Origin of the sequence: Acinetobacter sp. KAM396 (assembly GCF_021602765.1) — a bacterium.
Classification (GTDB): domain Bacteria; phylum Pseudomonadota; class Gammaproteobacteria; order Pseudomonadales; family Moraxellaceae; genus Acinetobacter; species Acinetobacter towneri_A.
Map to the genome: position 1 here is coordinate 1 of NZ_BPPH01000006.1, position 15,423 is coordinate 15,423.

The 15,423-nt window shown below is 39.0% G+C and carries 15 protein-coding genes and 4 pseudogenes; 8 read left to right on the forward strand and 11 right to left on the reverse strand.

The genetic code is table 11. From position 1 onward, the window contains the following. Both istA and L6C30_RS04970 read right to left on the reverse strand, forming a co-directional pair. A pseudogene (gene istA / locus L6C30_RS04965) lies at nt 1-522 on the reverse strand (IS21-like element ISAba8 family transposase); the annotation flags it as partial. 57 nt (nt 523-579) lie between these two features. Next, entirely contained in the window at nt 580-759 is a 180-nt protein-coding gene (locus L6C30_RS04970) for a hypothetical protein (protein ID WP_236162532.1), read from the reverse strand. Between the two features lie 118 nt (nt 760-877). On the opposite strand from L6C30_RS04970, the gene L6C30_RS04975 reads away from it, so the two are divergent. Further along, nucleotides 878-1,843 (forward strand): MBL fold metallo-hydrolase, encoded by a 966-nt coding sequence (locus L6C30_RS04975; protein ID WP_236162531.1) that lies wholly within the window; start codon nt 878-880, stop codon nt 1,841-1,843. Nucleotides 1,844-1,906: 63 nt separating this feature from the next. Here the strand turns inward: L6C30_RS04975 and L6C30_RS04980 are convergent, their stop codons facing one another. Next, on the reverse strand, nt 1,907-2,530 hold the full coding sequence (locus tag L6C30_RS04980; protein WP_236162530.1) for a LysE family translocator: 624 nt from the start codon (nt 2,528-2,530) through the stop codon (nt 1,907-1,909). A 356-nt stretch (nt 2,531-2,886) separates the two neighbouring features. Here L6C30_RS04980 and L6C30_RS04985 point away from each other — a divergent pair, with 356 nt between their 5' ends. The 5 genes and pseudogenes from L6C30_RS04985 to L6C30_RS05005 all read left to right on the forward strand — a co-directional run bounded on the left by L6C30_RS04985 (nt 2,887) and on the right by L6C30_RS05005 (nt 7,408). Then, nucleotides 2,887-4,509 (forward strand): oleate hydratase, encoded by a 1,623-nt coding sequence (locus L6C30_RS04985; protein WP_236162529.1) that lies wholly within the window; start codon nt 2,887-2,889, stop codon nt 4,507-4,509. A 135-nt stretch (nt 4,510-4,644) separates the two neighbouring features. Beyond that, a pseudogene (locus L6C30_RS04990) lies at nt 4,645-5,031 on the forward strand (IS4 family transposase); the annotation flags it as partial. After that, a pseudogene (locus tag L6C30_RS04995) lies at nt 5,026-5,217 on the forward strand (HlyD family secretion protein); the annotation flags it as partial. The pseudogenes L6C30_RS04990 and L6C30_RS04995, both read left to right, overlap by 6 nt. A 68-nt stretch (nt 5,218-5,285) precedes the next feature. Next, nucleotides 5,286-6,158 (forward strand): 1-aminocyclopropane-1-carboxylate deaminase/D-cysteine desulfhydrase, encoded by an 873-nt coding sequence (locus tag L6C30_RS05000; protein ID WP_019837517.1) that lies wholly within the window; start codon nt 5,286-5,288, stop codon nt 6,156-6,158. 53 nt (nt 6,159-6,211) lie between these two features. Beyond that, the gene (locus L6C30_RS05005) at nt 6,212-7,408 is read left to right on the forward strand and encodes an NAD(P)/FAD-dependent oxidoreductase (protein WP_019837518.1); all 1,197 of its coding nucleotides are present in this window, start codon (nt 6,212-6,214) and stop codon (nt 7,406-7,408) included. 182 nt (nt 7,409-7,590) lie between these two features. Here L6C30_RS05005 and L6C30_RS05010 read toward each other — a convergent pair whose 3' ends face one another. The 4 genes from L6C30_RS05010 to L6C30_RS05025 all read right to left on the reverse strand — a co-directional run bounded on the left by L6C30_RS05010 (nt 7,591) and on the right by L6C30_RS05025 (nt 10,450). Next, nucleotides 7,591-7,758, reverse strand: coding sequence for a hypothetical protein (locus L6C30_RS05010; protein ID WP_167562391.1), 168 nt, complete (start codon nt 7,756-7,758; stop codon nt 7,591-7,593). Between the two features lie 169 nt (nt 7,759-7,927). Continuing rightward, the gene (locus tag L6C30_RS05015; protein ID WP_167562392.1) at nt 7,928-8,098 is read right to left on the reverse strand and encodes a hypothetical protein; all 171 of its coding nucleotides are present in this window, start codon (nt 8,096-8,098) and stop codon (nt 7,928-7,930) included. A 97-nt stretch (nt 8,099-8,195) separates the two neighbouring features. Further along, a complete protein-coding gene (locus tag L6C30_RS05020) occupies nt 8,196-9,917 on the reverse strand; it encodes a mechanosensitive ion channel (protein ID WP_236162528.1) in 1,722 nt (573 codons plus the stop codon). Nucleotides 9,918-10,171: 254 nt separating this feature from the next. Continuing rightward, on the reverse strand, nt 10,172-10,450 hold the full coding sequence (locus tag L6C30_RS05025) for a hypothetical protein (protein WP_236162527.1): 279 nt from the start codon (nt 10,448-10,450) through the stop codon (nt 10,172-10,174). 200 nt (nt 10,451-10,650) lie between these two features. On the opposite strand from L6C30_RS05025, the gene L6C30_RS05030 reads away from it, so the two are divergent. Next, nucleotides 10,651-11,073, forward strand: a complete 423-nt coding sequence (locus L6C30_RS05030; RefSeq protein ID WP_230245208.1) for a hypothetical protein — start codon at nt 10,651-10,653, stop codon at nt 11,071-11,073. Between the two features lie 820 nt (nt 11,074-11,893). Here the strand turns inward: L6C30_RS05030 and L6C30_RS05035 are convergent. Further along, nucleotides 11,894-12,655: a ferredoxin--NADP reductase gene (locus L6C30_RS05035; RefSeq protein WP_236162526.1), complete on the reverse strand. Its 762-nt coding sequence runs from the start codon at nt 12,653-12,655 to the stop codon at nt 11,894-11,896. Nucleotides 12,656-12,740: 85 nt separating this feature from the next. Here L6C30_RS05035 and gigC point away from each other — a divergent pair, with 85 nt between their 5' ends. Beyond that, the gene (gigC, locus tag L6C30_RS05040; RefSeq protein WP_236162525.1) at nt 12,741-13,622 is read left to right on the forward strand and encodes a LysR family transcriptional regulator GigC; all 882 of its coding nucleotides are present in this window, start codon (nt 12,741-12,743) and stop codon (nt 13,620-13,622) included. Nucleotides 13,623-13,660: 38 nt separating this feature from the next. Here the strand turns inward: gigC and L6C30_RS05045 are convergent, their stop codons facing one another. The 3 genes and pseudogenes from L6C30_RS05045 to upp all read right to left on the reverse strand — a co-directional run bounded on the left by L6C30_RS05045 (nt 13,661) and on the right by upp (nt 15,330). After that, nucleotides 13,661-14,236 (reverse strand): cold shock domain-containing protein, encoded by a 576-nt coding sequence (locus tag L6C30_RS05045; RefSeq protein WP_236162524.1) that lies wholly within the window; start codon nt 14,234-14,236, stop codon nt 13,661-13,663. An 85-nt stretch (nt 14,237-14,321) separates the two neighbouring features. Continuing rightward, nucleotides 14,322-14,615 (reverse strand): cold-shock protein, encoded by a 294-nt coding sequence (locus tag L6C30_RS05050; RefSeq protein ID WP_236162523.1) that lies wholly within the window; start codon nt 14,613-14,615, stop codon nt 14,322-14,324. 80 nt (nt 14,616-14,695) lie between these two features. Then, nucleotides 14,696-15,330 (reverse strand): annotated as a pseudogene (gene upp, locus L6C30_RS05055) (uracil phosphoribosyltransferase). Between the last annotated feature and the right edge of the window lie 93 nt (nt 15,331-15,423).

Consider the following 15,423-nt stretch of genomic DNA (forward strand, 5'->3'; position numbering starts at 1 on the left):
AAAGAACTGAAATGCATTTTCTAGACCATCGATCCATGCATCGGTACGTTCATGATCATAAAATTTCACGAAAGTCGCTCTGGAATACCCTAATGTTGCGACAAAGGCTTTTAAAGTCGTGTTGTTGCGTCGAATTGTCGTGAAATCTACCTGCATTTGTTGGCCAGGTTGGGTTTCAAAACGAATGATCGGTTCCGGTTTAGCAACTGGTTTTAATGTTGCAAGATATTCCCTCAAGATCCTGATCTTTCCTGGATATCCCAACCTTAAAATTTCCTGGTAGAGCACAACAGCAGGAATCCATTCAGGATGAGCTGCGTTTACACGTTGGAGTAAATAGGGTTTATATGGGTCAAGGATACTTATTCTAGGCTGTATACGCTGATACTGAGGTGTGGTGTTTTGCCGTAAATATTTACGTACGGTATTTCTGGACACCCCCAGTTCACGACTAATGGCTTTAATAGATTTACCTTGTTGATGAAGTATTTGGATTGTCACTGCTTGCTCCAAAGTTAACATGTTGAGCAGTCCAAAATGACCGCTATATTAACCAAGGGGGTCAGTTTTTAAATGCCATTAGGGGGTCATTTTTACACTGCCGCTAACATTTGTTTTATATGGTAAAAGTAAAATATTTGTATCCAACACAATAAGCGCTTCATTTTTTATCTCATCAATTTTCTTAAACTCAAAGAAAAATGCATCTCTTGACTGAGGGTAAATATCTTTTAATGTATAGAAGTTATTAGAAGCCATTGCTTAAATAATTTTAAAAATCTTGAACTTAGAATAGTCATACTTACCATTAAAATAAAGAGAAAAGATCAAAATTATGATAAAAAAGATAAATCACTTTAAAATTTGTAAGAACTCTATGAAATTTTTAAAACTGCTTTTCCCTACCCTAGCTTTAAGCACACCAGCTATCACCACTCACACTGCTGAACCAACTATAACAGCACAAAACCAAGTCGCTGGTTACTACCAATATCAAGCAGGTGATCTACAAATCACTGCCCTGCTCGATGGTACAAACTTTATGTCACCAAACTTGTTTAAAGACATACCGCAACAACAAGTTCACGAGATTTTAAAGAAATACTATGCAGATCAAGAGAAAGGCGTACAAACCTCAGTAAATGCCTTCCTCGTTAATACAGGAAAATCTCTAGTATTAGTGGATAGCGGTGCAGCTAGTTGTTTTGGTGCTCATTTAGGTTCAGTTTTAACGAACCTAAAAGCATCAGGCTATCAACCTGAACAAGTCGATACCATTCTACTCACACATCTACATCCCGATCATGTCTGTGGAATCAGTAAAGATGGCGTTGCCAATTTCCCAAATGCGACAGTCTATGTATCTGATGATGAAGCAAAATATTGGCTAGATCCCAAACAAGCGGCAAAATTACCAAAAGATAAACAAGCCAATTACTTAGGCACGGTTGATAAAATTAAACAAGCGATTGCGCCTTACCAAACAAAGCAAGGTTTTAAAACGTATAAACTCGGAGATGACATTCAGGGCTTTAAAGTCATTAACACGGCGGGACATACACCGGGACATTTTAGTTATGCACTAAAAACCAAAGGTGAAAACGTGGTCTTTATTGGAGATATCGTACATTCACATACTGTGCAATTTGATAAACCTGAAACGGCAATTGAATACGACATAGACCCGAAAAAAGCTGTTCAAACACGTTTAAAGCAATTTGCTAATTTCGCTAAAAATGGACAAACCATTGCCGCTCCACATTTACCGTTCCCAGGGATCGGTCATATCTATTCTCAGGATGGAAAGAGCTATCAATGGATGCCAATTCATTTTAAAGATTAATGTTTCTATAAAACCTTCTCCATTTAGGAGAAGGTTTGAATGAAGGCACTATACACATATTACTCACTTCATCCCAAAAATTAATTTTAAGCCCAATACTGTCATTACCGCCCCTGCTGCACGGTCAAAAATAGCCTTAAACTTAATATAAGCCTGACGCGGTTTTTCTGCAGACAAAGCCACTGCAACTAATGAGCACCACCCCGCATCAATAAAGAAACACAAAATTGGCAGCACCACATAGAAATAAGTTGGAATTTCTTTAGGTAATAAAGCAGTAAAAATACTCGCCAAGACAATTGCAATTTTAGGGTTAGATAACTGCGTTATTAAACCTGTGGTAAATGCACGGCGCAGTGACATTTGCTGCCCATCCGCAAGATTGGTTTGAATAGGCTCTTTGGCATGCTTCACAATTTTATAAGCCAAAAATAACAGATATAAACCACCACAAATTTTAAGCAGAAAATATGCAGAAGGCACAGCCAATAAAATAGCCTGCAACCCCATCACCGCCAATAAACCAAAAATTGCGGCACCCGTACCCGTGCCTAAAGCAGTAAATAAACCATGCTTACGTGAAATGGCTATCGAATTTTTTGCCACATAAATAAAGGTAGGCCCAGGACTCATTGCCCCCAACATTAATGCCAAAGCAATAGAGCCTAAAATCAATAATGATTCCAAGATAGACCTCAAGATTAGAATAATTTTCAACTATTTATTTTACTTAAAAAACCATAATAGAAGATATAATTTTTTTGATTTATGTTTATAAATTTAAGGATTTTTCAAGCAATTTGATATTTAGTAAAAAACCAAAAATAGAGTAAAAACTCAATTTAATTTTAATATCAAACAGTTAAAACATAGCATATGAACAGTAAAATTTTATTGTGCATCCATTTTTTCTATTAAAGTTTTTTTCTGATAATAATTTATCATCGATTTTTAGCAGAACTTTCATATATTTTTAAAACACATAATCCCATAATAAAATTACGGCTTTAATTTTCTTTAGAACTACAAACGAGGCACATCAGATGCAAAATAAAAGACTGAAAACATTAGACCGCTCTAAATCACATCTTTGGATTGTAGGCGGAGGCATAGCTGGTATGGCTGCTGCTGCTTTTGCGATTCGTGATGCTAAAGTGCCAGCCGAACATATCCATATTTTAGAAGAATTGAATGTTTCTGGTGGTTCGATGGATGGTGGACATAATCCGCTTAATCCGAACCAAGCATGGGTCACACGTGGTGGACGTATGCTAACTGATGAGACTTATTTGTGTACTTGGGATTTATTTTCAAGCATCCCATCTTTAGAAAATCCAGACATTTCTGTTCGTGAAGAATGTCGTGAATTTAACGAACAAGTTAAAACCAATGCTCAAGCACGTTTGATCGACTCAAATCATATTATTGCAGAAGCTCAAAAATTGGGATTATCAACGCTCAACCGTGCTCAAATGTTACGTCTACTGGCATTAAAAGAAGATCGTATCGGTAGTCGCCGTATTGATGAATTTTTTGATGATACATTTTTCCAAAGTAATTTTTGGCGGATGTGGCGAACCACGTTTGCCTTTCAAAAATGGCATAGCGCAGCGGAATTACGCCGTTATTTTCTACGTTTCATTCAAGAATTACCACGCATCCATACCTTAGCAGGTGTGAAACGAACCAAATATAATCAATATGATTCAATGATTCATCCTCTACAACGCTGGTTGGTGGAACAAGGCGTTGATGTTCGTTTCGGTAGTTATGTCACAGATGCAGACTTTGTCGAAGATGCCCAAACGAAGGAACGTAAGGCAACCCAACTTTATGTCAACATTCCAGAAGGCACTGAACAAATTCAACTGGGTGAGCATGATCTTGCGCTCTTTACTTTAGGTTCGATTACGGCTGATTCACGTTATGGCGATAAATTCGATGTTCCTGAGCTGATTCGTGATCGACAAGATCATGGCTGGCGTTTGTGGGAAACATTGGCTCAAAAAGCTCCTGATTTTGGTCGTCCAATGACCTTCTATGGCAATATTGATGAGCATAAATGGAAATCCTTTACGCTCACCATGCATGATGATGTGCTGCTAAAACGGATTATTGATTACACAGGAAATGAACCGGGTACTGGTGCACTCATGACTTGGTTTGAATCTGGTTGGCATCTATCTGTGGTCGTTCCAGCTCAACCGCATTTTGCTGACTTACCAGAAGGTAAATTCACCTTATGGGGTTATGGTTTTGAAATTGACCATATCGGCGATTACATTAAAAAACCGATGAGTGAAGCCACAGGTCAAGAGATTTTAATTGAGTTGATTCATCAACTTGGTTTCGATGACATCTTGGATCATGTGTTGGCACATACCGACATTACCACAGTAATGATGCCTTATGCCTCTGCCCTATTTGCATGTCGTAAAGCAGGTGATCGTCCATTGGTCATTCCAGAAAATGCGGTCAACTTTGCTTTCTTAGGTCAATTCGTAGAGCTTGAAGATGATGTGGTTTTCACTGTGGAATATTCCGTACGTTGTGCCATGATTGCCATTTATCAGCTCTTAGGTGTCGAACGTGAAATTCCAGAGATTTACAATGGTTTACTCGATCCTAAAGTTGGCTTAAATGCTTTGGAAGCAGTTTTTCATTAAATTTTAAAAAGCCATAGGGTAAATTGCTGCCCTATGGTTATTCAACTTACTTTGATAAAACGATCTTTGTACACGACAAAAAAAGATAACTCATTGAAATAATGGCATAATACTTGTTTTCCAACGACAAATATGATGAAACATTTCAATAAGTTACATCTCATCTTAAACAAATATTTAAAGTGGAACAAGTCACATGTAAAATGTTTTACACTGATTATGCTGGCATTAATTGTAAAACAGACATGTAATCTTTCTTCTGCATCTAAAGCCTTACCCATCACGTGCTTACCACAATCATTTCATCGACGTATACAACGCTTCTTTGCAGATCAGTATTTCGATTATCGTCAAATTTCTCAGTTAATTTTCAATATATTTTTATTCGATAAAGTCCAATTAACTTTGGATAGAACCAACCGGAAATGGGGAAAACGAGATATCAATATCTTGATGTTAGCCATCATCTATCGTGGAATAGCGATACCTATTGTTTGGACATTGCTCAATAAACCAGGCCATGTGGAGCAGATTTCCACTGCTGCGGGTTCAGAATTCAGTGTACTTAAACCTGACAGTCCCACAGAAAATTTTACCAAAGTCGTTCAACGTATTGCGGTACGCATCGCCATTGATCCAGAACAAAAAGGCATGGAAAACCTACGTCCTAGTATGTCGGTGATCACGTCGGTGGATACCGACTCATAAACCAACACTGACATTTTCAATCAAATACATTTACAATGTGGTCAAATTCATTTCTCGTTCGCAAAAAAATGTTTGATCACATTGCTTTTCCTACCCCTTATCAAACATTAGAACTTCCCCAGCCTGTTCAACTGACCATCAAACGCCTTGATCAGATTCATCCCCAGATTTCGGGCAACAAGTTTTTTAAACTCAAATACAACCTCTTGGCAGCACAACAGCAAGGTTTTTCTCAAGTCCTCACTTTTGGCGGTGCATTTTCCAATCATATTGCAGCAACGGCTTATGCAGCTCAACGCTTTGGCTTTCAAAGTATTGGCATCATTCGTGGTCAAGAACTTGCGACCCAAGACTTAAATCCTACCCTACAAACAGCGCAAGATTTTGGCATGCAACTGCATTTTGTCAGCCGAGCCGAATATCGTCTGCGCCATGAAGTGGAATATTTACAACAACTTCAACAGCAATATCCTCAAGCCTTTATTATTCCTGAAGGTGGAAGCAATGCCCTTGCCATTCAAGGGACACAGGAAATCCTCTCCCCTGATGATTTAGAAAATTATGACGTAATTTGTTGTGCCGTGGGTACAGGTGGAACTCTTGCAGGCATCATTGAAAGCAGTTCAGATCACCAGCACATTTTAGGCTTTTCAGCCTTGAAAGGTGATTTTCTCAAACAGGACATTCAACAATGGACCGATAAAAGCAATTGGTCTTTAACCGATGCCTATTGTGGTGGCGGCTATGCCAAAACTACACCTGAATTATTGAAATTTATTCAAAATTTTGAGCAAAAATATCAAATTCCACTCGAACACATTTATACAGGTAAAATGATGATGGGACTTCTTGATTTAATCCAGCACAATCATTTCCCTGCCCACACTCGAATTCTGGCCATTCATACAGGTGGGTTGCAAGGAAAGCTTAAAGCATATTAAAACCCCCACAAATCTTTTATAATTGCTCGCTTTTCGTCTACCGAGTAATACTCATGGTTCATCAGGTTGATGTTGTTGTTTTAGGTGCGGGTGCATCAGGCTTGATGTTGGCTGCAGAGGCTGGTAAACGTGGACGTTCCGTTGTCGTATTAGAAAAAGCCAATAAAGTAGGTAAAAAGATTCTAATGTCTGGTGGTGGTAAATGTAATTTCACCAATTTAGAAGTCGAACCAAACCATTATATTTCACATAATCCACATTTTGTCATTTCTGCTCTCACTCGTTACACCAACTGGGATTTTATTGGTTTGGTCTGCGAATATGGTATTGAATATGAAGAACGTAAACACGGTCAGCTATTTACAATCAAAGGCGCTAAAGAAATCCTCGAACTTTTACTTGCAGAGTGCAATAAATCGAAACGAGTTCAGATTCAGACCCATTGCGAAGTACAAAGCATAACAGCACAAACAGATTCAGGTTTTATCATTGAAACCAATCAAGGCACTTATCAGTGTGAATCTCTCGTTGTGGCGACTGGTGGCTTATCTATTCCAACTTTAGGTGGCTCTGGAGTTGGCTATGAAATTGCGAAACAGTTTGGTCATCGTGTTTATCCGACCCGTGCAGGCTTAGTGCCGTTTACTTTCTCAGACAGCTTTAAAGAAGTCACCACACGTTTAAGCGGTAATGCGGTGGATGTGACTTTATCAAATTCACTGAATAGTTTTACCGAAGCACTGCTATTTACCCATCGTGGTTTAAGTGGACCAAGTGCCTTACAGCTTTCTAATTATTGGGATGTCGGACAAAATTTTAAAATTAACTTTTTGCCTTACTTAGAACTCTATGATTTTTTTAAAAATAAAAAACAAAACAGTCCTAAAGTTTTACTGCGCACCTTGCTCAGTGAACATTTGCCAAAAAGTGTAGTAGTAGAGTTACAGCAACTAATTTGGCCAGAGCTTTCTGAAACTGCAGTTGGCAATATTAGTGATGACAAGCTAGAACATATTGCAGCACGTTTAAATGCCTTTGAAGTTAAACCATCGGGTACAGAGGGTTATCGTACTGCCGAAGTTACTTTAGGTGGAGTGGATACCCAAGAAGTTTCCTCTAAAACTATGGAAAGTAAAAAACAAAAAGGCTTGTATTTTGTTGGTGAAGTTTTAGATGTGACAGGACATTTAGGTGGCTACAACTTTCAATGGGCATGGTCATCTGCACATGCAGCATCGGAGTATGTTTAAGCAGCTTTTATATGAAACAATCAATTAAAGCATGTGATAGCAATGCTTCGAGTCAAAATGAATCAATATTGATGTTGCAAATCAAATTTTAAAATAACAAAAGCCAGTTTTTCTAAACTGGCTTTTTCTTTAATGAACACCATCACGCACTTTAAACTTAGCAATACGTGAATCCTGTTATTTTATTCTAAATAATCGGTACGAAATAATACTAATTTTGGCGTATTTGCCAAACGTGATTCAGTTTGCTGCATTTTGAGCACCGCATTTTGTTGATGTATCGGTAACGAATTTACCATTTGAACTTTTAAACTGATACGTAATTTGTTTAGCATATTGATTTCTCTCATTATTGTCATCCTTGCGCGAATTTTAAGACTCAAATATTTCAGCTTGGTTAAAACCCAAGTTTTTTATTTTTCCCTTAAACCCTCATCAAGCTTTCCAAGCGATTAATCTGATTTATCCAAATCAGTCTTTGACTCATTCCTGTCAAAGTTGATTAATTTTTAACATAATTTAAGAGGTTGGTCTATCCGCTTTTAAATAATTTTTCTCAACATTTTCAGTTGATTTTGCCGTTGCTTCTGGTTTAGCAAAGACAAACTTATAAGCTGCAACAAAAAAACCGATGGTGATACCAGCAATCACTATTGGGGCAAAAAACTTATTGGGTGCTGATTTGGACATTATCGTTTCCTCTTTTTTTTAATGAATACCGAAAAGAAATCGACCAATACGGTGATTGGTCGATCATCTTATTGATTCAAATCAAAATTTGAACAGTTTATTTCGGGTCATTTTTTGGATGTTCATCGACATCTGGCTCAGTCTCACCTGTCGAACCAAATGGGTTATTGACTGGTGGATGTTCAGGATCAACCTTTAAGGTATCTGGCACAGCATGATCAGTTGCCGCTTCAGGTGTTGTAGTCACATCACTTACAGAGGTTTGTGGCTGCTCAGATACAATAGGTGTCATCACGTTTGATGCTGACGTTGCCGTTTCTGTTTTGTGTAAAGGATTCGGTTGATTCGCTTCACGTTTGGCTTTATCAATCAAATCAGTTAACACACGCTCTGCAGGTTGACGACCACCTAAACCAAAGGCAAGTGCGAAAGCCACTGCAACAGAACCGAGGGTTAAACCAAAGGCCAAGTTCACAATCGAATCGGCAATACCCATCGCGCGTAAGCCCATGGCAACCACCAAGCCCATAATTAAAATACGGACTAAGTTTGCCAACCAACGTGAGCTGTTATATTCACCACGCTGTACCACTTTGGCAACCAAATTTGCGAGCCAGAAACCCACCACCAAAATAACAGCACCCAACAGGATATCTGCACCAAACTGGATAAACATGGCAATCAAGCCGCTGACTTGATCAAAGCCCAAACGGTTCGCCGCTTCAGATACCGCAAATAGCATGGTAAAGAATACGATCAGATAACCGACTACACATGAAATTTTAGTCGTACCTAAAAAGCGCTGTAAATCGAGTTTGGCAGGAATATCATCTACTCCTGTGCCTGCAACCACTTCCACCACAATATTGGCTACAAAACGTGACACCACATAAGCTAAAATAAGAATCAGACCTGCCGCAATAATATGCGGGATCGCATTCATAATTTCATACAGCATGGCAGTCGCAGGCTGAGAAATGGCTTCAATTCCAAGTGCTTCAAAACCAATGATTAAGGCGGTGATGATCACCAAGGCGAAAACAAACGAACCGAGTAATTTAGGTAAATTTGAGTTTTTGAAGATACCGACTTTTTCAGCATGCTGTTGAATATTCAGGCTGCCCAATAAACCTTCGACAATGCCACGCACAATTTTTGCCAGAATGTATCCAACAAAAACGATCACGCCTGCAATGAAGATGTTTGGTAAATACAGCACAACTTCATTCACCATGTTCTGCACAGGGAACAACAGACCGTTTAAGCCTAAAATTGACAACACAATTGGCAAGAACAGCAATAAAATCAGCCAATAAACAATTTCACTGATATTTTGACTTAAGCCACTCACACCGACATCGGCACTGAGTTTTTCATCCAACTGGGTACGTCCCAACAGTTTTTGCATCCCCACTTTGACCAGATTTGCCAAAATCCATCCAATAAAAGCAACGGCTACAGCAGCCAGTAAAGAAGGAATAAACAGTAAGAACTGCTGAATCATATTACTGAATGGCCCACTGACACTGGTCAGATTCAACACATTCAGCGCACCAATGACCGCAATAACTAAAATCACCCAAAACACGACCCGTGACACAATCACTTCAATATTTGAACGATGCCCCGTTGCATTTGATAATTTTTGATCGGTGCCTAATTTTTGTAGAACCTTTTTAATTCCACCCGCGACCAATAATGCAATCACCCACCCGACAAGTAAAATTGCGACTGCAGCTAAAATGGGTTGAAATTGCTCCCAATAATACATGGCATCAAAACCTCTGCCATGTAGGTTGCCATTAAAATAATCATTCATCTTGTTTAATCCTCATGGTGTTTAGATTCATTTTTAGGTTTGCACCACGGCGCAAAACTGCTTTTTATCGATTCAAATTATTGAGTAAAGCTATACCCACCATAGAATTTGCATATTTTTTATTCAACCTTAGGATGCAGAATCGCAACAATTCTACAAAGGAGGGATAATAAACCTTGCGAAAATCCACAAAAAAGCCCTGCAACTAGGCAAGGCTGAATCAGTAAATACGATTTTTTGACACTTAGGCTAAACTACTGATCTGTTGCTGTTGCAGTATTGCTGTCATCCGCACGTGCTTCATCTCCAGCTGTGCCCGTAGTCGTGCTATTTGGCGTTGCTTGTTGGACGGTTGGATTCGGATGTCCAGGAGGTGCTTCATTTGGACTCGGTTTGCGATCCGCCAACATGTAAACCAACAGTGCCAATAAAAAAATTCCCACCAGTACAAGCATATAGACTGGAATACGTTTTTTTCGCTTGGTATCTTCAGCTGAGTTTACATGAGGTGGTTTATTCAAATCATGTGGCATGTTCCCCTCACTTATGTATTTATCTGATGAATTTTTATACTAACAAGCTCCTCATGCTGATTGTGTGAAAATACATAGCAAGATGGTGAAAAGATGTAATATGCTTTAAGTGACACCAATTCTTCCTCTTATGGACAAAGCTGCCTCTCACAGAGAAATGCGCTATAATCAAGTACCATTTTTTGTGTGCTTTGAATTTTATGGCGTATCGTCAACAAAGTGTATCGCTTGATCTTGACACTGACGTCACTCATCAATGTGCCTTGCACTATACTCGTGATGGGCATCTAATTGGTATTATTGAATTTAGCAAGCCAAGCTATCTGCTTAACTGGAGCGATTTAGAATATTTTCGTCGTCGTACCGAAGAATTTTCGGTCATGCCATTTCCAGATTGTGTAAATGCCATGATCATTGATATTCGCAACATTGCTGCATTTTTGGATAATGAAGTGCCAATTTTGCCGTGGCGCTTACTTGAAGAAGAATGCCCTGTGCGTTTGGTGGTTCCTCAAGAACGCTTAGAACATTATGCAGGCTTTTTCGAACCGACTTGGCTGAGTAGTGATGTCGATAGCGCGATTCAGGAAATCCGTGAATATATGGATATGTTTGTACACTAATCTCTTTCAAAAAATCACTTTCAAGCATTGCCCTCAAAAGCTGTTTTCAAACTGGAATCGTACAAAGCAAAAACCTCATCTGCAACGTTGTAGATGAGGTTTTTATCTGGATGATGAAAGTTACATCAACAACTAATTTTTAGCGAATTGTAAAAATACATTTATTTTTTAAACTTGATTTAGGCATCCAAAAAACTGCTTAAAATGTATCTGATAGTTACAAAAACTTCGCATTTTCTTAGGTGCATAGCGCCAACCGACACAGTCTTTATATTTTTCAAATTCAAGCGCCTGCCTTGCAATGGTTAAGCTTTGCTGAACTTTGAATTTCTGAAAAAAGCGGTTTCTTTCGCAGATTGAGCCAATATATTCGTTATACATTTGCTCCATTTCGGCACTGTCAAATTGCATTTTTTTAAAAATCGCCACATGCCACCTAGTGGGCTACGCAAGTTTAAATCTTTTACTTTGCCCGCAGCAAACACATAATTGGCACAAGAAGAACAGCAATACTATCCAACTTGTACATCAAGTTGATGATCATAAACCAAATTACCCAAATCAATGCGAAACCGATCTCACCACCACGACTATTGATTGTTAAGGTTTTAATCTTGTCGGACTGTTTAAGTAATTCAGCTGATGGTGCACTGGTTTGACAGCTAATTGGTCCATCTTAAATTGAGCACATGATCTTGCACAGATACCTGAGTTTCCAGAATTTCAGCCTGTATGGTATATGCGACTATAAATATGAAACATGAAGCCTAGATTGGCTATAAATTTAAACAGTGGTTATTTAAATAGCTGCATCCCATCCTCACCAATAATTTTCAACTGCAATATTGCCTTCCCCGCGGCGATTCATACTTAAACCACGTGCTTTTAAGGCTTCTTTGGTGTCATCGACCATAGCAGGGTTACCGCATAACATTACATGGCTGGTTTCAGGGTTAAATACACTGCCTGCAACCTGCTCCAGTTCACCATTTGCAATTAACACAGGTAAACGATCATGCAAAGCAGCTTGAGGGTCGCGGGTGATAATTGGGATAAATTCAAAGCCTGTATGCCCTTCGCCAAAAGTTTCGGCAATTTCGTGAATTTTATCGACATAAGCCAATTCGGCTTCGGTACGCACGCTATAAACCAAATAAATATGTTGATATTTTGTCCATGTTTCAAAGTCTTGCAGCATGGATAAAAATGGGGCAAGACCTGTACCTGTGGCCAGTAACCATAAATCGTGTGGTGCAGGCAATTGATAACGCGCCAAAGTCAAAAAACCATACGGAATTTTTTCCAAGTACAGCTCATCGCCCACTTGAAGGTGCTGCAAGTTAGAAGTAAACGCACCATCTGGCACAACAATCGAAAAAAACTCCAAAGTTTCAGCAAATGGTGATGACACCACCGAATAAGCACGTACCACCAATTCATCACCCACTTTTAACCCGATACGTGCAAACTGCCCTGCGGTAAATTTAAAATGTGCAGGACGGGTCATAGTGAAGCTAAATAAGGTGTTGGTCCAACGATGAACCGAAAGCACTTTTTCTAAAGTAAATTTTTCAATTGACATGATTTGAGCGTGGCATGAAAGACTGTGCTCATGTTAGCATGTCGGGGTAATTTATGAATATTTTTTAAATGTTAAGGCTTGATTCATGCGCATGACTTTACGCCAGTTGGCGGTTTTTGTAGCAGTTGCCCAGGAAGGGACAGTAACTAAAGCCAGTGATGCCGTTAAGCTCACCCAAAGTGCTGCAAGCATGGCCTTAGCAGATTTGGAAGATGGCTTAGGCGCTCCACTGTTTGACCGTTTGGGTAAGCGTCTACAACTGAACGATTTAGGTCGTTTCTTATTGCCACAAGCCTTAGAAATTTTGGGTCGTTGTGAAGCTTTTGAGCAAGCTGCTAAAGGCGAGCTACAAAGTATTGATTTGCGTTTAGGCGCAACGCTGACCATCAGTGACTATTTGATGCCTGATTTAATGGCAGACTTTTTGCAAATTCAACCTCAGGCGCATTTACAATTACAAGTGGGCAATACTCGCCAAATGATTGAAGCTGTGAACCAGTTTCAACTAGATTTAGCACTGATTGAAGGTTCTTGTCACTTACCACAACTGCAATGTATTCATTGGCGTGACGATGAACTTGCTGTGTGCTGTGCACCAAGTCATCCTTTAGCACAGTTAAACCGTTCCTTAAGCATTGCAGATTTTGAAGATGCCGAATGGATTTTACGTGAAGAAGGTTCAGGCACCCGTGAAGTGTTTGACAATGCAATTTTAAAAGACCTGCCTGATGCCAATATTCGTTTAACTTTGGGTCATAACGAAGCGATTTTAAAAATTGTCGCAGGTGGAATTGGTGTGTCGTGTATTTCACGATTGGCGATTGAGCCTTTACTAGAAAAAGGTCAATTGGTGATTTTGGATACACCTTTCTGGCAATTGACGCGCCCGTTATTCATGTTGGTACACCGTCAGAAATACCAAGGACCTGGTTTAAAAGCATTTATGAAGTTTTGCGACGCGAAATAGTTCATAGGAGTACCAGTCAAGGTACTCTTTTTTAACAATTAAAACTGACTCTCACATGGTATGCCGTCACCATCACCGTCCATTTTAGTATTTGGACAATTTCTTACAAAGAATAACGCCTCTTCGTAAGACGTCATTTGACTACAGTGCTCACGCCCATCACAAGTAAAGTTCTGTTCGACTACTGGAACTTCTACTGCTTTTTGTACTGATAAAGCTTCAGGCTGACTATTTTGCCAAGCTTGATACTTATTAAATACTGCATAAGACAAGCCGAATATAATCAATATACCCATAAAAGTCACAAAATTGGATGAGTTATTTTCAGACTTCTGCTGTCTTTTATGATTCTGCTTTGTGGTATGAATTGCCCTTGATTGAGGCGTATGCCTTTCGACTGCAACTTTAATATCTAGACGGACGATATTATCTGCTTTGAACTTGCCATTTTCTTCTACTTTACGAAATTTTAGATTTTCTCCAACCTTTAGTGGAATATTTTTATTGGGAAAATCTTTAATATGAAAAAACAAATCTTTAGGCTCTCCTTCTATTTGAATAAAACCAAAGCCTCGTTCTTCGTTATAAGTTTTTATTTTCCCTTCTATAAACATAACTTACTCTTTTCACGTTAATTTTTGATTATTCTACAAAAAAAGAGGCGGAAATGCCCCTTTTCTGTTCATGAAAACATTTAAATTAACGCTTTAAGTTGGATAACAATGCAGACGTAATCGACGTATTTGCGGCAACTGCTTTGGCTTTTTTCGCTTTCTTGGATTTATCTTCTATAGGTTCAATATTAATGGCTTTATAGCGATCACCATTTTGAACCACATTAAATTTAACCCGATCATTGCGCTTTGGCTCGCCTACAGCCGCAGGAAAATCCGAAATATGGAAAAACACTTCACCTTCAGGTGCGGCAATAAATCCATAGCCTTTTTCGGCATTGTATTGTTTGATTTTCCCTTGATATTGTTCAGATTTCATGGCTTAACCTTTTCGAGCTGCACTTTATATGAGTATATAAAAAAGAGGCAGTTAATGCCTCTTTTTCACCAATATTCGGCTTAATCTTTTTGCACTGAACCAAAGATTTTATCGCCTGCATCACCCAAGCCAGGCACAATATAACCGTCTTGGTTTAAACCTTCATCTACCGATGCAGTAAAGATCACCACATCTGGATGTGCGGCTTCTACACGTTGAATGCCTTCTGGCGCTGCAACCAAAACCATCACACGGATGTCTTTACAACCACTGGCTTTGAGCAAATCAATCGCTGCCACTAAAGATGAACCTGTGGCAAGCATAGGGTCAATAATCATCGCAATACGGTTTTGTACATCTGGCACTAATTTTTGTAATACGTACGCGCTTCTAAAGTTTCCTCATCACGTTCCAAGCCAAGTACAGACACTTTAGCACTTGGAATTAGGTTCAAGAAACCATCCAACATACCAATACCTGCACGTAAAATTGGCACAACCGTAATTTTTTTACCTGCAATACGATCTACAGTAACCGCACCATTCCAACCCGAAATTTCATGCTCGACCATTGGCAAATCTTTGGTCGCCTCATAAGTCAGCAACATGGTAACTTCTTGTGCCAATTCACGGAAGTTTTTGGTGCTGATGTCAGCACGACGTAATAACCCTAATTTATGACGAATAAGCGGATGTCGGATTTCATGAATAGCCACGGGAGAACACCTAAAAGGAATAAAAGCAAATATCATTTTATTATATGCTGTTTTTATTGTGTATATAAACCAAAAAGCCCTCAATTTATGAAG